Raw genomic sequence first — 20342 nt, 5'->3', positions numbered from 1 at the left:
CGACGAGTACCGGAGGGTGAATACAGTGAAAATCCAAATTACCGGACTCTCAGATGGTATTCACCGGTACCAATTTGCAGTCAATCCGGCGGAATTGACGCTCGGAGAGTATTTCGATGGAGACGTGGCGGTTGAGGCCGTTCTCGACAAATCCGCCGCGCAAATTCTCCTCACGGCGTCCATCACGGCAACGGCACGGTTTACCTGCGACCGGTGTATATCACTGTTCACGCAGCGCCTCAACTCGGAATATTCGATGCTGTATGTGAATGAGGGAATTGAAACGCAGCATCTTGACCCGGCGGAAGTTCAGGTTATTCCACCCGGACTCCATATCATCAACATCGCCGAAGATGTCCGGCAAACGGTAATGCTTTCCGTTCCGCTCAAGGTGTTGTGCAAGGAAACGTGCAAAGGCTTGTGCCCGTTGTGCGGAACGAATTTGAACGAGCAGGCCTGCACGTGCTCGGATACGGAGATCGATTCCCGTTGGGAAGAATTGCGAAAACTGCAAAGCAATTGATTACTGAAATTGAAGAAAAGGAGTTGTAGCTCATGCCAAATCCAAAACGCAGACACTCGAAAACACGGGGCAGAAAGCGCCGCACGCATTACAAGGCAACCGCGGCCGCGAAAGCCGAATGCCCCAATTGCCATTCGATGAAACTTCCGCATCGAGCCTGCCCCAATTGTGGCTTCTATAATGGTCGCTTCATCAAAGTTCCGAAAACCGCCTGAGTTGGACGGTTTTCTCCCCGTGTACCCTCTTCAAGCCTGAATCCTCTTGGCTTCTCAACACGAGCACATACGTATTGCCGTTGATGCGATGGGTGGAGATTACGCTCCGCAGAATGTTGTTGCAGGAGCACTGGATGCTTTGGACTCAACAGGGGGACGTTTTTCGCTGCTTCTCGTCGGGCAGGAGGAACGCATACAACAGGAATTGCAGAAACATCCCGTGGCGCAGGCCTTGAAAGATTCGTACACCATAACCGATGCGCGGGAGATTATTGAATTCAACGACGGCGCGACGGCAGCACTGAAAACGAAGAAGGATTCTTCTCTTGCGGTCGCGATTGCCCTGCATCGCGATGGGAATGCGGATGCCGTCGTCAGTGCCGGACACACGGGCGCAATGCTTTCCGCTTCGACATTACTCCTGGGAAGAATCGGCGGTATAGGCCGCCCGACAATCGGGGCTCTCATCCCCACGTCGGCTCACATCCCAAGCCTGCTTGTCGATGCCGGAACAAATGTCGATTGCAAGCCGCGGCATCTGTTCGAATTTGCGGTAATGGGATCAACGTATATCGAGGCAATGCTCGGAAAGAAGAATCCGAGCGTCGGGCTGCTCAGCATCGGCGAGGAAGACAATAAAGGCAATGAAGTGACGCTTGAGGCATTCGCCCTTCTGAAAAATAGCAAGCTCAACTTCTTCGGCAACGTGGAAGGAAGAGATATTTTGAAGGGAAAAGTGGATGTTGTTGTGTGTGACGGTTTCATCGGCAACATCCTGCTGAAATTCGGCGAGAGTGTTCCGGCGTTCTTCAAGGCAAAATTCATGAACTTCGCAGATCGGAGCATCATCAACAAACTTGTTGCGCTGGTTGCACGCAGCGGCATGCGCTCGGTGATGAAAGAACTGGATTACCAGGAACATGGCGGCGTCCCTTTGCTTGGTGTAAACGGCGTTTCCATTATCGGGCACGGCGGCTCGACGCCGAAAGCAATCAAGAATATGATATTCCGTGCGGAAGAAATGGTACAGCGCAAGGTGAATGCGCGAATTCAAGAAGCAATGAAGCAGTACGCGTAGAGTCAGCGGAAAGAATGTCATGCAAAAGAAACGAGCAACAATAACTGCAGTCGGACATTACGTCCCCGACAAAATTCTCTCCAACTTTGATTTGGAGAAGATGGTGGACACGACCGATGAATGGATTCGCACCAGAACAGGTATCCGTGAACGACGCATTCTCGAAAACGGAGCGACATCCGACATGGCGGTCGAGGCAGCAAAGAATGCCCTGAAGAACAGAGGCATCGGGCCCGATGAGGTCGACCTGATTGTCATTGCAACCATCACCCCCGATATGTTCTTTCCGTCAACGGCGTGTCTTGTCCAGGACAAGCTCGGAGCCAGGAACGCCTGGGGGTTCGATGTTTCGGCCGCGTGCTCAGGATTTCTGTTCGCGCTCATGACAGGGACGCAATTTGTCGAGACCGGGGCGTACAAAAAAGTGCTGGTGATCGGCGCCGACAAAATGAGCGTGATAACCGACTATACCGACCGCAACAATTGCATCCTGTTCGGCGATGGCGCGGGCGCCGTATTGCTCGAACCTTCAGAGGATATGTCCGCCGGTATTCTTGATTCCATCTTGCGTTGCGACGGCTCCGGCGGCAACTCACTTCACATGAAAGGCGGTGGCAGCCTGAACCCACCCAGCCACGAAACAGTGGACAAGCGCTGGCATTATCTGTACCAGGACGGCAAAAGTGTATTCAAAGTCGCCGTCATGGGCATGGCCGACGTTTCCGGGGAAATCCTGAAGCGGAATAACTTAACCGGCGTCGATGTCGATTGGCTTGCGCCTCATCAGGCTAATCTTCGCATCATTGACGCGACAGCCGAGCGGATGGAGCTGGACAAATCCAAGGTCATGATCAACATCGACAAATACGGTAACACCACAGCGGCAACGGTTCCGCTTTGCCTGTCTGAATGGTGGCAAGCGGGAAAACTGAGGAAAGGCCAGACACTTGTCATTGCAACGTTCGGCGCCGGATACACGTGGGGTTCGGCTCTTGTGAAGTGGTCGGCCGAGGATGCAAAAAGCTGATGGGAAAAACCGCATACATATTCCCCGGACAGGGCTCCCAATACGTCGGCATGGGGAAGGATTTTTTCGACGAGGATGCCGACTCACGTTCACTCTTTCAGCACGCCGATGATGTACTTGGCGTACCGCTCAGCAGGATTTGTTTCGAAGGTCCCGACGAAGAACTGAAACAAACCCGCAACACGCAGCCGGCGATTTTTCTTCACAGCCTCGTTGTATTCAGAAAACTGAAGTCACTTCCGCCCGATATGGTTGCTGGTCACTCGCTCGGCGAATATTCGGCGCTGGTGGCGGCGGGCGCAATGACGTTTGAAGCGGGGCTCAGGCTTGTACGGCTTCGCGGCGAGTTGATGCAGAGAGCTGGCGAAGAACAACAAGGAACAATGGCAGCCGTCGTCGGCCTCCTCCCCGAAGCGGTTGAAGAAGTCTGCAAGGAAGCATCATCTACCGGAATCGTCCAACCGGCAAACTTCAACTCGCCGGGACAAATCGTGATCTCCGGTTCTGTTGACGGAGTTCGAAAAGGAATGGAACTGGCAAAGGCACGCGGCGCCAAACTCGTGAAAGAACTCGTCGTCAGCGGGGCATTTCATTCGCCGTTGATGGCAAGCGCCCGCGACGGACTCAAGAAGAAACTCGACGAAACACCAATCGTTGATTCGGCAATTCCGGTGTACGCCAATGTTTCCGCCGAACCCGTTACGCGGGCGGAAGATATTCGCGATTTGCTGTTCCGGCAACTGACAAGTCCCGTACGTTGGGAAGAATCCGTGATACACATGGTACGCGACGGCGCCGATGCGTTCGTGGAAGTCGGGCCGGGCAAAGTACTGCAGGGACTCGTGAAGCGTATTGCTTCGAATGCCCGGGCTTCCGGTTACGACAAGTTGTCCGACATACAATCGAACTGAAGAATCAATATGGCGCAAAAACCGCTGCTGAAAGTAAAACACTTCACCATCTCGAATGAGTTTTTCGAAAAAGGATATCCTGAAGGCGGAAGTCCGTGCAACTGTTCATCCCAATGCTGTGAAGGGGGAGTGTGGATGGATGTGACCGACTATGAACGCATCATGGAGAAGAAGGATCTCCTCAAGCAACAGATGGACGACACCCAAACAACCGATGAAACGAAGTGGTTTGAAAATGAGATTGTCGATGACAGCGACTTCCCTTCAGGGAAAGCAATCGGATCGGAAGTCTATCATGACAAATGCACATTCCTCGACAAAGTCGGACGATGTTCGATTCAACTGGCTGCGGTGGCAGCAGGCAAGCACAAGTGGGCGTGGAAGCCGATGTATTGCATTCTCTTCCCTATCGAAGTAAGCGACAACCTCGTCAGTTTCGATCCGATGTTACAAGGCGAGCAGAGTTGCTGCACAATCAGCTCGGCATTTTCAACACCTCTGTTTGTCGCTTGCAAGGAAGAACTGACACAACTTCTCGGCGAAGATGGCTACGAGATGATGGAGAACCACTATGATTCACTTCGCAAAAGATCACTTGTAGAAACCAAAGGTTGATCATGGGAATATTGGATAATACCGTTGCAGTAGTCACCGGCGGCGGTCGGGGGATCGGCAGGGCGATTGTTGTCGCGCTCGCTGAAGCCGGATCGAAAGTGGCCTTTACATACAAAAGTTCGGCGACGCAGGCCGACGAACTGGTGAAAGAGTTGGTTGCAAAAGGACTGACGACGCGTGCGTATCAAGCGGATGCCGTTTCAACCGTAAATGCGGCGGCGGTTATTGATTCCGTTGTGAAGGAATTCGGCCGCCTCGATATCCTCGTCAACAATGCCGGCATTACCAAGGACGGCCTGCTGATGCGAATGAGTGAAGAGGATTGGGATACAGTGCTCGACAACAATCTCAAAAGCGTGTTCAATTACACAAAGGCTGCTTGCCGGACGATGATGAGCCAGCGTTCGGGAAAGATTATCAATATCACATCAATCGTCGGCGTTTCAGGCAACGCCGGACAGGCAAATTATGCCGCGTCGAAAGCGGGAATTGTCGGATTCACAAAATCTGTTGCAAAAGAGTTGGGTTCTCGCAATATTGCAGTAAACGCTGTCGCCCCCGGCTACGTGGAAACCGACATGACCGACAAGCTGAGCGACGACCAAAAGAAAGCTCTCGCAGATTTTATTCCGCTGAAACGCACGGCACAAGCGCATGAAGTCGCATCCGTCGTAAAGTTTCTCGCATCGCAGGACGCAAACTACATCACCGGACAGGTGATTTGCGTTGATGGCGGAATGACAATGTAGTACACGCAACACGACACACTCACAAACCCAAACACCAAGGAGGATATACCCATGGCAGCAGATGTCGAAGCAAAAGTGAAAGAAATCATCGTCAACAAACTTGGCGTCGATGAAGGACAAATCACGCCCGAAGCGTCGTTTACGAATGATCTCGGGGCAGATTCACTCGATACAGTGGAGTTGGTGATGGAATTCGAGAAGGCATTCGGTTTGACCATCCCCGACGAAGATGCCGAAAAAATCGGTACTGTCGGCGATGCAATCAAATACATTAATTCAAAGTCTGCCTGATTGGTACACGCGCAACCGTGCACTCGCCCGAGCGCACTGGATTTCGGAAAGGAATCGTATGAGTGAGAAACGAAGAGTCGTTGTCACCGGCATGGGTGCGGTAACGCCGATTGGCCTGAACGCGAAGGAGTATTGGACCAACCTTCTCGCGGGAAAAAGCGGAGCCGCAACCATCACCTATTTCGACACAGCCTTATTCGGGACACGTTTCGCTTGCGAAGTAAAGGGATTCAAAGCCACGGATTTCATGGACCGGAAATCCTCGCAGCGGATGGATCCATTTGCACAGTACGCGGTGGTTGCATCGGATGAGGCGGTTGCCGATTCGGGATTGCAATTGAAGGATATGGACACCGACCGCGTCGGTTGCGTGTACGGATCCGGCATCGGAGGAATGATCACCTACGACACGCAGTTCAACAACTACAAGGAAGGCGGCCCCCGGCGTATCAGCCCGTTTTTCATTCCCATGCTCATCCCCGATATCGCATCAAGCCAGGTTTCGATGAAGCATGGCATGAAAGGCCCAACGTATGCAACAGTCTCGGCATGCGCCACGGCGAACCATGCCATCGGCGACTCGTACCGCATCATCCAGTACGGTGATGCGGACGTGATGGTTTGCGGCGGGTCGGAAGCCCCCATCACACCGATGGGGCTCGGAGGATTCGATTCGATGAAGGCACTCTCCACGCGCAATGACGAACCGGAGAAAGCAAGCCGCCCGTTCGATGCAAAACGCGACGGCTTTGTTATGGGAGAAGGAGGCGCAACGCTTGTGCTGGAGGAACTTCAACACGCACTCAAACGCGGAGCAAAGATCTATGCCGAAGTCGTCGGCATAGGATACACTGCAGACGCGCATCATATTACCGCACCGGCGGAGGGAGGCGAGGGCGCGGTACGCTCGATGAAGCGCGCATTGAACGATGCCGGCATTGCGCCGGAGACGGTTGACTACATCAATGTCCACGGCACATCAACGCCTCTCGGCGATATTGCGGAGAATACCGCAATCAAGACGACATTCGGCGAGCACGCAAAAAGGCTGAACATCAGTTCCACGAAATCCATGACCGGGCATTTGCTCGGCGCGGCGGGCGCCATCGAGGCCATTGCCGCAATCATGGCGTGCTACGCCGACCACATCCCCCCGACCATCAACCAGGAATTCCCCGATCCTGAATGCGATTTGAACTACACGCCGAATGTTGCAGTGAAGCGGACAGTGAACTACGCGCTCAGCAACACGTTCGGGTTCGGAGGGAAAAACGCTACGCTTATTGTAAAAAAATACACTTCGTAATCAGCAATTCAAGGCGGGTGATTCATGGGGTGGCTGAAGGAACTTCGCGAGAAGTTCTTCCCGTCCGCATCCGGCGGACTGAACAAAGACTCTTCGGGGGGAGACGAGTCCATCATCCTCCCTCCTGTCAACATCAAAGGGCTCGAACAAGCCTTGCAGCATAAGATCCGCAACGCGGGATATTTCGTGCAGGCGCTTGTGCATCGCTCTTACCTCCAGCAAACCAACCAGCACGGAGAGTCGAACGAGCGGCTCGAGTTTTTGGGCGATTCGATTCTCAACCTGATCGTGGGCGAATATTTGTACCGCCACTTCCCTTCTGCAGACGAAGGCGAGCTGACGAAAGTCCGTTCACGGCTCGTCAACCGCAAAGCGCTTGTGGCGTTTTCGAAGAGCATCAATCTTTCCAGCTTCATTCTGATGAGTCATAGCGCGCAGCAATCCATGGGCAAAGGCTCGGACACGATCGTTGCCGATACGTACGAAGCAATTATTGCCGCCGTGTATCTTGACGGTGGATTTGATGCGGCAAAGAAATTCGTCGAGCGGCAGCTTGTGGAGGCGCTGGAAAACAGAACCGTCATTACCTCCGACGAGAACTACAAGAGCATGCTGCTTGAGTTTGCGCAAGCACACGGACTCGGCGTTCCGCGCTACACGATTGTGAGGGAAGAAGGCCCCGACCACGACCGGACGTTCACGGTTGAAGTCTCGCTCAACGGAAAGAAGAGCGGCACAGGCACGGGCAAGAACAAGAAGGAAGCCGAGCAACTCGCCGCAAGCAGGGCGTTAGAGAAGCTCCAGAAGAAGTAGTAGCGCGGTACATTCACTTTTCTCATAGGTCTTTGGCCGCCGTCATTCCACCTCAAGTCCTATTCTGAGATCTTTCGTACATTCTTTCCAGCCGATTGCTCTGCACCATCCAGCTTGACCTTATGGGTTCCTTTTCATTTCTGAGGGAGGAATGATGAAACTAAAGAGATTTCTGTTGCAAATGACGTCTACAGTTGTTCTGGTTCCCTGCTTCTCATTAGCTCAGTGGCAAGACGTTAGCAATTCGCAACTTGGCAATTTCTTTCAATGTAAGTTCATATCATCCCAGAATGGATGGATCAGTGCCATCGGAGGGATGCAACAAGGCTTGCTACGGACGACGGATGGTGGCATGACGTGGACAAGGATCTTGGATCACCAACCGGGAACATTCAACTGGATATATTCATTCGATTTTCTTGATGATTCCATCGGTTTCGCTGCGTCAGTGCGCGGCCAGAAATGCTTCAGAACGCTGAACGGACTCTGACCATCCAACCTGACCTTATGAATCCTTTACATTTGAACAATTCCAAACGCGTCATATCTGCCCGAACGGACAGGACACGCGGAAAATGCTGAATGCCATCGGCGTAGGCTCGCTTGATGAGATCATTGATCAGAGTGTCCCTGCCGCAGTCCGGTCAAAGTCTCTGCTCCCGTTGACCGGGGAACGATCAAATCGCATGCTTGCAATGCAGAAAACCGGCCAGCAGGTCTCATTGTTACACCGGGAATATCAAATTGATTCCCGCGCTCCTTTTCACTATCTTTTTTCAGCCCATCACTCAGTCCAAGATCCGGAATGCCCCGACGAACACGTTCCACCCCGTCACGCAAACAACAGCATGTTGCACTCACGCTGAGCAAAGACGTCGGGTTCAAGTTCAAATCGACAGGGCTTGAACAACTGGAATTCGTTCATAACGCGCTTCCCGAGTTGAACCTCAGCGACGTGGACACATCGGCGCAGTTCCTCGGAAAATCGCTTGCGGCTCCGTTCATGGTTTCCTGCATGACGGGCGGATACAAGGATGCGCAGACAATCAACCGGCGGCTTGCCGAGGTCTGTCAAAGCGAACGTATTGCGATGGGCGTCGGCAGCCAGCGGCAGGCGCTGGAAGACACACAATACCACCGGACGTTCAGCGTTGTGCGTGAGGTCGCTCCCTCGATCCCGATCGTTGGCAATATCGGGGCTGCGGAAGTTGCGATGATGTCAACCGCAGACGCGGCACGACGGCTTGTCGAGCTTATCCGGGCCGACGGTTTTGCTGTTCATCTTAATCCTCTGCAGGAATTTCTCCAGCCCGAAGGAAGCACGAATTTCCTGGGCGTGTTGCGGGGCATCGAGATGCTCGTACGGGATCTGCCCGTTCCCGTTCTTGTCAAGGAAATCGGTGCCGGCATTTCTGCGGATGTAGCTCAACGCCTTCTCAACGCAGGCGTTCAATACATTGATGTTGCAGGAGCCGGCGGAACAAGCTGGGCCGGAGTGGAAACGCTGCGAAGCACCAACAAGCCGTTCGCTTCAAAGTTCTGGGATTGGGGAATTCCCACGGCAACGGCAATCCGTAACGTTGCGGAATTGAAATCCCGCATAGCATTTTCCCTTATTGCTTCCGGCGGGATTGCCTCGGGAAGTGACGCTGCGAAGTGCATCGCTCTTGGAGCTGATCTCGTCGGTTCCGCCCGGCCAATGCTGAAAACTCTGCAAGAAGAAGGATCCCGCGGATTGCAGCGGCTGGTTGCAACCTGGATCAACGAACTCAAAGGTATCATGTTCCTTACGGGTTGTGCAACGGTCAAGAATCTTCAGCATGCAACGCTCGTGAGGTATGCATGACCGGCCATCAGCGGCGATACAACGCCCTGCGCTTTGTTGTCGACAACCGCTTGCGCGGACTGGTGAAGGGTAATAGCCCGCGGGAAGTGAAAGATGCGTGCCGGTTTGTTCTTTCGGCGGGAGGGAAGCGCGTTCGTTCGACACTCCTTCTCCTCTCGTGCGAAGCGGTCGGCGGAACTATCCGGGACGCGGTTGATGGCGGTGCCGCGGTCGAGTTGATGCACAATTTCACACTTGTGCACGATGATATTATGGACAATGCGCCTTCGCGACGAGGGCGTCCGACCGTTCACACAAAGTGGAATGTAAATACTGCCCTGCTCGTCGGCGATATTTTGTTGGGACTCGCGTACAAACAGGCGCTGAAGGCCCGGGTACAGAACCCTGCACACTGCATTGATGTTTTCACGAAAGGTCTGCTCGATGTATGCGAAGGGCAGGCGATGGATCTGGAGTTTGAGCGGCGAATGGATGTTTCTGTTCGCGACTACTTCAGGATGATAGAAAAGAAGACGGCAAGGCTGATTTCGACTTCAACGGAACTCGGCGGTATCATCGGCGGGGGGACGAGGAGGCAGATCGAATCGCTGAGGATGTTCGGACACTATCTCGGCCGTGCATTCCAGCTTCAGGACGATCTGCTTGACGTGATTGGCAAGGAGAAGGATTTCGGAAAAACCATTGGTGGCGATATTATCGAAGGAAAGCGGACATTTCTTCTTCTCAAGGCACTTGAAGAATCACGGGGCGGCGATCGTTCATATCTGATGCAAGTGATGAAGCGCAGATTATCTTCCCCTGTGTTCAGTGTAGAGGAACGCAGGAATGAAGTCCGTCGAATTGCCGACATCTATCGTGCAACAGGCGTAATCGAAGCCGCCCGTGTGCGTGTTCGCCGCGACACGCAGCGGGCAGAGGAAGCCTTGCGAATACTGCCGCGGTGCCGGGCAAAGGAAACCCTGCTGTGGTTCTCCCAGATGTTGCTGATGAGAAAAGTTTGAATGGTACAAGTCACCGTCACCGTACGAAACCGTGCCGGGATGCACACGAGGCCGGCGGCCGCTCTGGTCAAGACTGCTGCGCGGTTCCAATCCGAATTTACGATTTGCAAAGACGGCATGGAAATTAACGGCAAGAGCATCATCGGTGTCATGACGCTGGCGGCTGAACAGGGATCGACGCTTGATTTGCGCTTTGAGGGTGAGGATGAAGTGCAGGCGCGCGATGCCGTCGTCAGTTTATTTGAACGCGGATTCGATGAACAATGATTACTGAAGAAGGAAAAAGCAAAGAAGTTATCCTGACCGGCATTGCCGCTTCTCCCGGTATTGCTATCGGCTCAGCATATCTGTACAGCAAAGTTGTTCCGAAAGTGTCGCCGCGTTCGCTTGCAGACAATGAAGTCGATGCAGAACTTCAGAGACTTCAGGATGCCCTCGCTCGCTCGGAAAAAGAACTCCAGAAAATCCACTCGTTTGCGGAGCAGAAGTTGGGGGCGCAAAGCGCAAGAATCTTCGAAGCGCAGATCATGATCCTACAGGATTCCGTACTGATGGGAGCCATCAGGAATCGGATACGAAATGAGAAGAAGAACGCCGAGTATCTTGTCTTTGACGAAGTCGATAAATACCGCCGCATCATGTCGGATTCGGCAGACGAGTATATTCAGGAACGGGCGCATGATGTTGATGATGTGATGAACAGAATTATCCGCAACATACTCGACCGAAAACTCTTCTCGCGTCTGGAGGGCGAATCGTTGATTGTCTCTGAGTCGCTGACGCCGGCAGATACAGTCATCTTCAGCAGAAATCAAATTCTCGGCTACGCAACGGATTTCGGAGGATTTACCTCGCACGCCGCGTTGCTTTCCCGCTCGCTCAAAATACCCGCGGTGTTGGGGCTCAGGACGGCAACCAAACATATCAAGACCGGGGACTGCATTGCACTGGACGGGTACGGCGGCGCACTCATTATTCATCCCTCCGATGAGACAATCGAAAGTCTCAGGCGCAAAGAGCAGCGACTGAAGGAGTTCGACAAGAAGCTGGAAGGCATTGCCAACCTTCCCGCTGAAACGCTCGACCACAAACGCTACGAACTTTCTGCAAATCTTGAGTTGCAGGACGAGGTGGAGTATGCAATTCAACAAGGATCGCAGGGTATCGGACTCTATCGCACCGAAGGCCAGTTGATGGGGCGGCAATCATTTCCGTCGGAAGACGAGCAAGCCGCAGAATACACTGCCATTGCCGAGCAAATGTTTCCGCATCCGGTTATGCTCCGCACGTTCGATATCGGCGGCGACAAGATGTCACCGGTTCCGCTCAAGGAAGAAAATCCGTTCCTTGGCTGGCGTGGTATCCGTGTTTCGCTCGACAGGCCGGAGATGTTTCTTGACCAGTTGCGTGCAATACTTCGCGCAAGCGCAAAAAAGAACGTCCGCATGCTTCTGCCGATGGTGTCGAAGATCGGTGAAGTCCGGAAGGCGAAGGAATTCCTCAAGCAAGCGCAGCACGATCTGACTCTCCGCCGTTGCCCGTTCGACAAGAATATGAGACTCGGCGTGATGATTGAAGTTCCTTCGGCTGCAGTGCTTGCGGAAGAACTCGCCCGCGAGGCCGACTTCCTGAGCATCGGTACAAACGATCTGATCCAATATCTGCTGGCGGTCGATCGCGGGAATAGCATGGTGGCCTCATTGTATCAGGAATTTAATCCTGCTGTAATTCGTACCGTCAAATCCATTATCGACGCAGGGCATAAACACGGGAAGTGGGTTGGTATGTGCGGGGAGATGGCGGGCAATCCCATAGCAACGATTTTGCTTGTGGGGTTGGGGTTGGATGAGTTCAGCGTTGCCCCTCCTATTCTCCCCGAAATCAAGAAGATTATCCGCTCGATCAAGTTCAAGGATGCCAGGAAAATTGCCGACAAGGTTTTGACACTCCCGACGGAATACGAAATCAAAGAATACCTTGCGGCGATTGTAAAAGAAAAATTGCCCGATATGCCTGTGGAGGCGCTTGATACATCGCAGGACAAGTTGTATGTACCGTCGCCCAAGCCGTTATAGCTGTGTGCAATACGTTTCGCAATTCTCTCACTACCTGAACAGTGCAATGACACTTGATGATATTCGCCGCGTCGACCCGAGCGGCATGTACGACCTTATCAAAGGATTTCCCGGACAAGTGGAAGAAGCCGTTGCCATCGGCAAGAAAACTTCGATCAAGCTGAATATTGGTTCCATTGAGCATATTGTTCTTTGCGGTCTCGGCGGATCGGCGATCGGCGGCGATCTTCTCCGGACGTTCCTCGCCGATGAGCTCAAGGTTCCGTTCATCATCAACCGCAACTACACGCTTCCGGAATTTGTCGGCACGAACTCTCTTGTGATTGTCTCAAGCTATTCGGGCAATACCGAAGAGACGAATGCCTGTCACAAAGAGGCAATCAAGCGGCGGGCGAAGATTCTCTGCATTTCCTCCGGCGGATTGGTAGAGAAAATGGCAAAGAAACACAAGCAGCCGCACATCAAGGTTCCGAGCGGGCCGTCCCCGCGCGCCGCATTGGGGTATTCGTTCTTTCCGCTTCTCATTGCGCTGGCAAAGCTCAAGCTGATTCACAACAAGGACCGGGATATTCGTGAAACGATCGCTATGCTCAAAACGAAGGCCGCCGGATATGCAAATCCCGAATCGGTGGTGAACGAACCTCTGCGGCTTGCCCGCCAACTCCATTCCCGTATCGGTGTTGTCTATTCAGCGACGGAGCGGCTGGACGCAATCAATACACGGTGGCGGGGGCAAATCGCCGAAAATGCCAAGTCACTCGCCTGGGGACATGTTGTGCCGGAGATGAATCATAACGAACTGGTCGGCTGGAAGGTGCTGAGGGAACAGATGCGTGAGATGCAGGTGATCTTCCTTCGCGACAAGGAGGATCATAAACAGGTCACGATGCGTCTCGACATTACAAAGCAAATTCTCATCGAGTACACGCAGCACATCATCGAAGTCTGGACAGAGGGAAAGTCCCGTCTCACCCGGATGTTTTCCCTGATTCATCTCGGCGATTGGATGAGTTTCTACCTCGCCATTCTGAATGATGAAGATCCTATGCCGGTAAAGGTTATCGATTTTCTGAAGCACGAACTAAGCAACGTCCGATAGAAGAATCCCCGGCCATTTCAGTCGGGGAGATGGAAGGAGTCATGATATGACCAAGCAGCACCGCACAGCAATCATTGTGTTTATTCTCACCATGGCCGCAATCATTTTTGTCACGTTCGTGCGTGACGGGACTTCGTGGTAGTACCCTGCTCACTCTGCAATAATTGATATTGGAAGGCACGATCAGCTTCCTTCGTGCTTCAGGGGAATGAGGCATGAGGGTGGAGCATGACCGTGCCCATGTTCAGACCAACAATATTACCCCGAATCAAACCGGAAACATTTCGGCGACAACTTCTTCATCAGCAGGCATGAGTGCGCGTGGGGCGATTTTAGCCAATCTCAACGATTTCCGCTTTGGCGGCATTTCTCATAACGGAGTCGATCCCGTTCTTCATGGCAGAATTCGAGGAGTACATTTCACTCTTGCCAATGACTTGTCCGTTCGAGGCGTTCAGAGTGAAGTACGGCTGTGAGTTGCCTGCGACTTTCTGTTCGAAGTTATCGAACCTCATTGCGTGTGCTTTCACCGATTGGATGCCGTTCATTGCGCCTGCTTTGTCGGCATAACCCTGACTTGTGAGAATAATCTCACCGTTGCCCGCCTTGAGGTTGAACATGAACTTTCCGGCTTCTGTTTTCTTCAGTTCGAATCTTGCTGGCATGGTGCTGCTCCTGATTGTTTATGATTGGTAGTGATTGCTTCCTGATGCTGCGATGTTCAACGCACCTGCCCGCCTGCTCTGCATCGCCCGTTCTGAAGGGTACGATGCGCGAGGCTCCGCCCGACAGCCAACCAACCATCGGTCGATGAGAGCGGCGAGCAAGCACAACTATCTGATGAGAAGTGCTTTCTTCCAGCCTTGACAGAACCCCAGCATATGACATGTTCTCAGAGTAGGGCTCTCATTGTTGAAACCCGCTTCAATACAAACTTTCGGGCACTGATGAACACTTCGCTTCCGTCTGTTGCTTCCGCCATGATCCGGAGGATAAACTCGCTATCGGTTACCTCAATTCCTTGTTTGTTGCGGCAGTCCCATCGGGCGAAATGAAACCCGGCCTCCTGATGTTCCCGGGTGATGGTCCGGACTTCATTTCCAAGCATACCAAAAACTGTCAGTGTAACTTGTGAGGGCTTCGGCAACGCATAGCGTACGGAAATGTCCGCGGATGCAGGCACGGACAGATCTTCCAGTAACGCAAATCCCACTGGCGGCACTTCTTCCACGCCTCTCAGGCCATTGTGGTCTTCTCCAGTTCGCGTGGAAACGATTGTGTGTGGGGGAGTCAAAGCGAAGCTATTTAGAATATGATTTGCTTAGCGAAAGCATACGCGTTGTTTGCCAAGATCATGCCAGCGAGCTGGCGTTTCGTAGTAAGGCGCTAAGTCTTTGCTGGGAAAGTAGTTAGAGGTAGAAAGATTCAACGGAAGTGAATGGCAGCCAAGAGCAGCCCGTGAGATATCACAGTTGCCATGAATCGTCACGGCGGTAGATAGGGAAATGATGGGAAAACGAAGCGGAGGCGGGAGGCAGAAGTACGGTGTCAGGAAACGTATCTGCTCACAGCAACAATTGCTGCTGTTTCTGTCCTGAGACGTCGGGCACCGAGGCTCATCAGGCTGAAGCTATGATGCAAAGCCGCGGAAACTTCTTCATCTGTGAATCCGCCTTCGGGTCCGATGAGAATGACAATTGAAGACGCGAATCCGGCAGTGCGGATTGCGACATCTGTCTTTTCATGAGCGATAAGTTTTGTTCCCACCGTTTGGGTTCCGATAAAATCATTGAACGAGACGAGTGGATCTATTCGGGGAAGGACACACCGCCCGGACTGTTTCATTGCCGCGATGGCAATCTTCTGCCAACGGTCAGTCTTTGCGTGACGCGGAATTGTTCGTTCGCTGAGAAGAGGGACAATCCGGTTAACGCCCAACTCCGTCGCCTTCTCGACAAGAACATCGAACCGTGAGGGATTTTTCAGGATGCCGACGGCGAGCGTGACATCAACAGTTGGCTCATGCAAGCGAGGAATATGTTGACGGATTGCGCATTGTGCGGATCGCTTTGACACTTCCGAGATAGTGGAACGATAGGCGTTTCCATTGCCATCGACAACAGTAATGTCATCACCCGCTTTTTTGCGCATAACGTGCGTGAGATGAAGGAACTCTTCGCCGTCAATCGTCAGGAGGCCGGAAGAAATGTTGGAGGGATGTGTGTAGAAGTACTCCATACAGGTAAAGTACCAAACTCTAAACTCGAAACGTTTTCACAACTTAAAACGAACTGCGGAAGTCGATGATGAATTGCCCTTTACGCATGTCGTTCCACGCGTATTCCGTTCTCAGCACGAAGTCGTAGGGGAGAAGAAATGCAATCCCGCCGCCGTAGCCCGCCGCGAACGCGTCGAGCACACGGGTTCTTCTGAACCACGTCGTTCCCGCGTCGGCGAACAGTTCGAGACTGATACCGAACCGCCAGACGGAAAATTCCCGCGGCAGTTTAATAGCGTCGAAGATGATCGTCCGCGGTTTCAGCAGAGGCCAGCGCAACTCGACGGAGCTTCCCGCAATATTCTCTCCCTCGAAAACCGTCTTGAAGTGGCCGCGAATACGTTCTCCATACCCGAAATATGAACGCGAGTATGTTGGTATAGTACTACCCGACACCACCGAGCCGAACAGCCGTGTAGCAAGTGTGAACTCAAGCGGCAGCGGAGTGAAGCGGCGGAAATCTGCCCCGAACCGTGTAAAGCTTACCTCCGACTCGCCGAAACCGGTCTTGGTGATGTACAGATTGACCAGCGTTCCTTGCGTTGTGTAGTCGCGAAGATTGCGTGTGTCATGCGAAAAGCTGATCGAGCCGTACAGGAATCTGTCGGTGCCGTCGGCCGAGACTGTTCGTCCGGGACGGCTTTCAGTCACTTTCACGATGCGATAGCCGAGATTGATGCCCGTGGTATTGTAGAGACTGAATCGTTTACCGAGCGTTGCGTTGATATCGTAGTGAAGCTCATCAAAATTTGCCGTGCCGGCAGTGGTAATCGCGCTACGGTTCCTCACGCGAGAAAACGACAAACTCCCGCCGAAATAGAGATTATGTTCCCTGTCGATCCACGGGTCGGAATACTGGAATGCGAGCGAGGGGTTGTAACCGAACACGATGGATCCAAATAACTTCTGGTTCAACCCGCGGAAGTTGTTGTGCAGCAATCCTCCCCCGTAATACGCCTTTTTGGGATCGCCGTCGCGGAACCCGAACAGCGGAAGCGGAATGATATACCACCGCTCTTTCACATCCACCAACATCAGATTTTTTTGCTCGAAGGGGATGACGGAAATATCGACACTGGTAAACAGCCCGGTGCTGTAAATGCGGCCGCGGTCGTATTCCACAGCCTCCACCGTTGCTTCCATACCGGGCTTCAGGGCCATCTCGCGAAGGATGATCGATTCCTTCGTCTTTTCGTTGCCGAGAACGATGACCGTGTCGATAACGCCGTACGATTTCAACAGAACGGGCTGAGCCGTATCGCCTTGGGAGCGGGCGGGGATGGTGACGAGTAGTATTGGTATCAGAACGAATATAGGCTTCATCGCACGAGCAAGATAAGAAAAAGAGGAAGCCCATCAAACTAAGCAAACAAAAACGGCGGCTGCTCATTTCGAACAACCGCCGTCTGGCCTTGAATGGCGCTCACTTGGTTATTTGAGCCGTCTCTTCCTCGTACTCCTCCACCGGCGGACATGCACACATGATATTCCTGTCGCCGTACGAGTTGTTGACGCGGGCAACTGCAGGCCAGAACTTGTTCTTGCGCAAGTAGGGGAGCGGGTACACGGCCTTGTAGCGCGTATATTTGTGATTCCATGTTTCGCTCAACGCCTCCTGTGCGGTGTGCGGGGCGTTCTTCAGTACGTTGTCCGTCTTATCCGCCTTGCCGTCAATGATTTCCTGAATCTCTTTCCTGATGGAAAGCATTGCTTCGGCAAAGCGGTCGAGTTCGGCTTTCGATTCGCTTTCGGTCGGCTCGATCATCAATGTGCCGGCAACGGGGAACGAGACGGTCGGCGCATGAAAGCCGTAATCCATCAGGCGCTTGCCGATGTCTTCCACCTCGACTCCGGCGCTGTTCTTGAACTCGCGTGTGTCGAGAATGAACTCGTGCGCTACACGGCCGTTCTTTCCTTCATACAATACCTTGAACTGCTTCTCGAGCTTCGCTTTCAGATAGTTGGCGTTCAAGATGGCGTACTTTGTTGCCGCGGTTACGCCTTCTCTCCCCAACATCGTGATGTAGGCGTACGAAATCAGCACAATACTCGCGCTGCCCCACGGCGTTGCCGAGACGGCGGTGATTGCCTTCTCTCCCCCCGTCTTCACGACAGGATGTCCCGGAAGGTATGGTGCGAGATGCTCCGCAACGCAGATGGGTCCCATGCCCGGTCCGCCGCCGCCGTGCGGTATGCTGAAGGTTTTATGCAGATTGATATGGCAAACGTCCGCTCCGATTGTTGCCGGACTCGTCAATCCGACTTGTGCATTCAGGTTTGCGCCGTCCATGTACACGAGTCCGCCGTGGTTGTGGATGATGGAGCAGATTTCCTGAATCGCTTCTTCAAACACACCGTGCGTCGAAGGGTACGTTACCATCAAAGCTGCAAGATTCTTGCTGTGTTCTTCCGCCTTGGCTTTCAGGTCACCCACCTCGATATTTCCGCGTGCATCCGTTTTCACAACAACCACTTTCATTCCCGCCAGTACCGCGCTTGCGGGATTTGTGCCGTGTGCCGATTGGGGGATGAGGGCAACGTTGCGATGCAACTCGTTCCGGTCGGCATGATAGGCGCGTATCACCATCAAGCCCGCATACTCTCCTTGCGCGCCGGAGTTCGGCTGCAGTGATGCCGCTGCAAATCCCGTAACAGCGCAGAGTTGTTGTTCAAGAGAGCGGAACACATCCCTGTATCCCTTTGCTTGATAGAGAGGGACGAAAGGATGCATCTTGCCGAATTCCTTCCACGTTATCGGTATCAACTCGGCGGCGGCATTCAGTTTCATCGTGCACGAGCCGAGGGGAATCATCGAATGAACAAGCGAGAGATCTTTGTTCTCCAACGATTTCAAATAACGCATCATCTCCGTTTCGGAGTGATACGAATTGAACACCGGATGCGTCAGGAACTTGCCGCTTCGTGCAAACGGCGCCGGATAGGAAACTCCTATTCCGTCGAACAGAGAGTCTGTTCCGTTCGGCTGATACTTGATCTCGGCCGCCTCGGCAAGAATTGATATAATTGCCTCGACATCAGCAGCAGTTGTTGTCTCATCAAGCGAAATCCCGATCGTATTCTCGTCGATATAGCGGAAGTTGACTTGCTGTGCTTCGGCAATTGCCTTGATACGAACTGCGGAACCTACTTTCACGCGGAGCGTGTCGAAATACTCCGCGTTAGCTTGCTCGAAGCCGAGTTTTGACAATGCCTTTTCAAGAGCGACTGTCAATCCGTGCACGTTGCGGGCGATGCGCTTGAGTCCTTCGGGACCGTGATACGCGGCGTACGCGCCGGCCATAATGGCAAGCAACGCCTGCGCGGTACAGATGTTGGAGGTAGCCTTCTCGCGGCGGATATGCTGTTCGCGTGTTTGCAGTGTCATGCGATAGGCTTTGTTTCCGTTGGCGTCAATCGAAACGCCGATGATACGCCCCGGCATATAGCGGATGTACTCATTGCGCGTTGCCATGAACGCGGCATGAGGTCCGCCGTATCCCATCGGCACGCCGAAACGCTGCGCCGAGCCGACCACGACATCGGCGCCGAATTCTCCAGGAGGCGTCAGCAGCACGAGACTCAGCAAATCCGCCGCGACGACCACAAGCGCCCCGACATCATGCGCCATCTGAATGAAATCATGATAGTCACGCACGCCGCCATCTTGCGCGGGATATTGCAGCAACGCGCCAAAGCAAGATTCATCCAGCCGCGTGTTTGTGTAGCTGCCGAATTCCAACTCAATCCCGACGGCCCCTGCGCGTGTTTTCAGCACATCCACCGTTTGCGGAAGGACCGTATCGGAGACGAAGAACTTGTTTGCGTGTTCCTTCCCGGGATATTTCGAGACGATGCCGTGCAGCATGCTCATCGCTTCGGCGGCGGCGGTTGCTTCATCGAGCAGCGAGGCGTTTGCCACATCCATTTTCGTCAGGTCGGCAACCATCGTCTGATAGTTCAGTAACGCTTCGAGTCTCCCCTGCGCAATCTCCGGCTGGTACGGCGTGTACTGTGTGTACCATCCGGGGTTTTCCAGAATATTCCGGAGAATCACCGGCGGCGTAATGCAATCGTAATACCCCATGCCGATGTACGATTTGAACAGCTTGTTGCGCTTTGCAAGCTCGGCAAGATTATTAAGGAATTGATGCTCTGTCACCGCCCCGGGGAGCTGCAACGGGGATCTCGAATGAATTGCTGCAGGCACAGTCTGAACAACGAGTTCATCAAGCGATGCAACGCCGATAGCGTCTAACATCTGTCGCGTTTCCTGCTCGTTCGGACCGATATGGCGGGTTCGGAATTCTTCTTCTTTGAATGTAAAGGAGTTCATAAAGTCAGGTTGGATGGTTCAGGTCTTTTGTTCGAAACTAATGTAAGAAAAATCTCTGAAAAAGACTTGAAGGGGAATCAGGTGATTGCAGAAGGAATGTAGGCCTGTAGAGAGAAAAGCACTATCGTAGGTTTGTATCAGGTGATACCAAGGCAGGATTTGGGTATTTTTGTCTTAATCCA

22 protein-coding genes are annotated in these 20342 nt (G+C 53.1%); 17 read left to right on the top strand and 5 right to left on the bottom strand.

Annotated elements, in window-relative coordinates; translation table 11 throughout:
• The first annotated feature begins 25 nt into the window (after positions 1-25).
• The 17 genes from KF749_16215 to KF749_16135 all read left to right on the top strand — a co-directional run bounded on the left by KF749_16215 (position 26) and on the right by KF749_16135 (position 13549).
• A complete protein-coding gene (locus KF749_16215) occupies positions 26-523 on the top strand; it encodes a DUF177 domain-containing protein (protein ID MBX2992700.1) in 498 nt (165 codons plus the stop codon).
• A gap of 32 nt (positions 524-555) precedes the next feature.
• Positions 556-738 carry a 50S ribosomal protein L32 gene (gene rpmF / locus KF749_16210; protein ID MBX2992699.1) on the top strand — a complete coding sequence of 61 codons (183 nt, stop codon included), beginning with the start codon at positions 556-558 and terminating at the stop codon, positions 736-738.
• 67 nt (positions 739-805) lie between these two features.
• A complete protein-coding gene (gene plsX, locus KF749_16205; GenBank protein ID MBX2992698.1) occupies positions 806-1816 on the top strand; it encodes a phosphate acyltransferase PlsX in 1011 nt (336 codons plus the stop codon).
• A gap of 19 nt (positions 1817-1835) precedes the next feature.
• On the top strand, positions 1836-2843 hold the full coding sequence (locus KF749_16200) for a ketoacyl-ACP synthase III (GenBank protein ID MBX2992697.1): 1008 nt from the start codon (positions 1836-1838) through the stop codon (positions 2841-2843).
• Entirely contained in the window at positions 2843-3754 is a 912-nt protein-coding gene (gene fabD / locus KF749_16195; GenBank protein ID MBX2992696.1) for an ACP S-malonyltransferase, read from the top strand. Before KF749_16200 ends, fabD begins: the two co-directional genes overlap by 1 nt.
• 9 nt (positions 3755-3763) lie before the next feature.
• On the top strand, positions 3764-4369 hold the full coding sequence (locus KF749_16190) for a DUF3109 family protein (protein MBX2992695.1): 606 nt from the start codon (positions 3764-3766) through the stop codon (positions 4367-4369).
• Positions 4370-4371: 2 nt separating this feature from the next.
• Positions 4372-5118 carry a 3-oxoacyl-[acyl-carrier-protein] reductase gene (fabG, locus tag KF749_16185; protein ID MBX2992694.1) on the top strand — a complete coding sequence of 249 codons (747 nt, stop codon included), beginning with the start codon at positions 4372-4374 and terminating at the stop codon, positions 5116-5118.
• A 51-nt stretch (positions 5119-5169) separates the two neighbouring features.
• Positions 5170-5409 carry an acyl carrier protein gene (locus KF749_16180; protein MBX2992693.1) on the top strand — a complete coding sequence of 80 codons (240 nt, stop codon included), beginning with the start codon at positions 5170-5172 and terminating at the stop codon, positions 5407-5409.
• Between the two features lie 58 nt (positions 5410-5467).
• Entirely contained in the window at positions 5468-6715 is a 1248-nt protein-coding gene (fabF, locus tag KF749_16175) for a beta-ketoacyl-ACP synthase II (GenBank protein ID MBX2992692.1), read from the top strand.
• Between the two features lie 24 nt (positions 6716-6739).
• A complete protein-coding gene (gene rnc / locus KF749_16170) occupies positions 6740-7528 on the top strand; it encodes a ribonuclease III (protein MBX2992691.1) in 789 nt (262 codons plus the stop codon).
• Positions 7529-7844: 316 nt separating this feature from the next.
• Positions 7845-8018: a hypothetical protein gene (locus tag KF749_16165; GenBank protein ID MBX2992690.1), complete on the top strand. Its 174-nt coding sequence runs from the start codon at positions 7845-7847 to the stop codon at positions 8016-8018.
• Positions 8019-8073: 55 nt separating this feature from the next.
• Complete coding sequence (locus tag KF749_16160) at positions 8074-8394, top strand: hypothetical protein (protein MBX2992689.1); 321 nt, start codon at positions 8074-8076, stop codon at positions 8392-8394.
• Positions 8334-9374 carry a type 2 isopentenyl-diphosphate Delta-isomerase gene (gene fni / locus KF749_16155; GenBank protein MBX2992688.1) on the top strand — a complete coding sequence of 347 codons (1041 nt, stop codon included), beginning with the start codon at positions 8334-8336 and terminating at the stop codon, positions 9372-9374. Before KF749_16160 ends, fni begins: the two co-directional genes overlap by 61 nt.
• Positions 9371-10375 (top strand): polyprenyl synthetase family protein, encoded by a 1005-nt coding sequence (locus KF749_16150; protein ID MBX2992687.1) that lies wholly within the window; start codon positions 9371-9373, stop codon positions 10373-10375. The genes fni and KF749_16150 overlap by 4 nt, the downstream gene beginning before the upstream one ends.
• Positions 10376-10642 carry an HPr family phosphocarrier protein gene (locus KF749_16145; GenBank protein ID MBX2992686.1) on the top strand — a complete coding sequence of 89 codons (267 nt, stop codon included), beginning with the start codon at positions 10376-10378 and terminating at the stop codon, positions 10640-10642.
• On the top strand, positions 10639-12450 hold the full coding sequence (gene ptsP / locus KF749_16140; protein ID MBX2992685.1) for a phosphoenolpyruvate--protein phosphotransferase: 1812 nt from the start codon (positions 10639-10641) through the stop codon (positions 12448-12450). Before KF749_16145 ends, ptsP begins: the two co-directional genes overlap by 4 nt.
• A gap of 46 nt (positions 12451-12496) precedes the next feature.
• Positions 12497-13549, top strand: a complete 1053-nt coding sequence (locus KF749_16135) for a bifunctional phosphoglucose/phosphomannose isomerase (protein ID MBX2992684.1) — start codon at positions 12497-12499, stop codon at positions 13547-13549.
• A gap of 332 nt (positions 13550-13881) precedes the next feature.
• Here KF749_16135 and KF749_16130 read toward each other — a convergent pair whose 3' ends face one another.
• The 5 genes from KF749_16130 to gcvP form a co-directional block, all read right to left on the bottom strand.
• Positions 13882-14214, bottom strand: a complete 333-nt coding sequence (locus KF749_16130; GenBank protein MBX2992683.1) for a YegP family protein — start codon at positions 14212-14214, stop codon at positions 13882-13884.
• 227 nt (positions 14215-14441) lie between these two features.
• Positions 14442-14732: a hypothetical protein gene (locus KF749_16125; GenBank protein MBX2992682.1), complete on the bottom strand. Its 291-nt coding sequence runs from the start codon at positions 14730-14732 to the stop codon at positions 14442-14444.
• A gap of 365 nt (positions 14733-15097) precedes the next feature.
• Positions 15098-15787, bottom strand: a complete 690-nt coding sequence (locus KF749_16120; GenBank protein MBX2992681.1) for a 16S rRNA (uracil(1498)-N(3))-methyltransferase — start codon at positions 15785-15787, stop codon at positions 15098-15100.
• A 43-nt stretch (positions 15788-15830) separates the two neighbouring features.
• Entirely contained in the window at positions 15831-17150 is a 1320-nt protein-coding gene (locus tag KF749_16115; GenBank protein ID MBX2992680.1) for a hypothetical protein, read from the bottom strand.
• Between the two features lie 100 nt (positions 17151-17250).
• Entirely contained in the window at positions 17251-20160 is a 2910-nt protein-coding gene (gene gcvP / locus KF749_16110) for an aminomethyl-transferring glycine dehydrogenase (protein MBX2992679.1), read from the bottom strand.
• Between the last annotated feature and the right edge of the window lie 182 nt (positions 20161-20342).

Source organism: Bacteroidota bacterium, assembly GCA_019637975.1.
In the GTDB taxonomy this organism is placed as follows: domain Bacteria; phylum Bacteroidota; class Ignavibacteria; order UBA10030; family UBA6906; genus CAADGV01.
The sequence above is the reverse complement of the archived record's forward strand: the minus strand, read 5'-3'. Positions and strand labels throughout refer to the sequence as shown.

What these genes read in the sequence shown, in the direction of transcription:
- KF749_16145 (MBX2992686.1), top strand. Translation starts at nt 10,376, where the DNA reads ATGGTACAAGTCACCGTCACCGTACGAAACCGTGCCGGGATGCACACG.
- fabG (MBX2992694.1), top strand. Translation starts at nt 4,372, where the DNA reads ATGGGAATATTGGATAATACCGTTGCAGTAGTCACCGGCGGCGGTCGG.
- rpmF (MBX2992699.1), top strand. Translation starts at nt 556, where the DNA reads ATGCCAAATCCAAAACGCAGACACTCGAAAACACGGGGCAGAAAGCGC.
- fabD (MBX2992696.1), top strand. Translation starts at nt 2,843, where the DNA reads ATGGGAAAAACCGCATACATATTCCCCGGACAGGGCTCCCAATACGTC.
- rnc (MBX2992691.1), top strand. Translation starts at nt 6,740, where the DNA reads ATGGGGTGGCTGAAGGAACTTCGCGAGAAGTTCTTCCCGTCCGCATCC.
- KF749_16115 (MBX2992680.1), bottom strand. Translation starts at nt 17,150, where the DNA reads ATGAAGCCTATATTCGTTCTGATACCAATACTACTCGTCACCATCCCC.
- KF749_16180 (MBX2992693.1), top strand. Translation starts at nt 5,170, where the DNA reads ATGGCAGCAGATGTCGAAGCAAAAGTGAAAGAAATCATCGTCAACAAA.
- fabF (MBX2992692.1), top strand. Translation starts at nt 5,468, where the DNA reads ATGAGTGAGAAACGAAGAGTCGTTGTCACCGGCATGGGTGCGGTAACG.
- fni (MBX2992688.1), top strand. Translation starts at nt 8,334, where the DNA reads ATGCCCCGACGAACACGTTCCACCCCGTCACGCAAACAACAGCATGTT.
- KF749_16135 (MBX2992684.1), top strand. Translation starts at nt 12,497, where the DNA reads ATGACACTTGATGATATTCGCCGCGTCGACCCGAGCGGCATGTACGAC.
- KF749_16150 (MBX2992687.1), top strand. Translation starts at nt 9,371, where the DNA reads ATGACCGGCCATCAGCGGCGATACAACGCCCTGCGCTTTGTTGTCGAC.
- KF749_16130 (MBX2992683.1), bottom strand. Translation starts at nt 14,214, where the DNA reads ATGCCAGCAAGATTCGAACTGAAGAAAACAGAAGCCGGAAAGTTCATG.
- gcvP (MBX2992679.1), bottom strand. Translation starts at nt 20,160, where the DNA reads ATGAACTCCTTTACATTCAAAGAAGAAGAATTCCGAACCCGCCATATC.
- KF749_16120 (MBX2992681.1), bottom strand. Translation starts at nt 15,787, where the DNA reads ATGGAGTACTTCTACACACATCCCTCCAACATTTCTTCCGGCCTCCTG.
- KF749_16190 (MBX2992695.1), top strand. Translation starts at nt 3,764, where the DNA reads ATGGCGCAAAAACCGCTGCTGAAAGTAAAACACTTCACCATCTCGAAT.
- ptsP (MBX2992685.1), top strand. Translation starts at nt 10,639, where the DNA reads ATGATTACTGAAGAAGGAAAAAGCAAAGAAGTTATCCTGACCGGCATT.
- KF749_16200 (MBX2992697.1), top strand. Translation starts at nt 1,836, where the DNA reads ATGCAAAAGAAACGAGCAACAATAACTGCAGTCGGACATTACGTCCCC.
- KF749_16165 (MBX2992690.1), top strand. Translation starts at nt 7,845, where the DNA reads ATGCAACAAGGCTTGCTACGGACGACGGATGGTGGCATGACGTGGACA.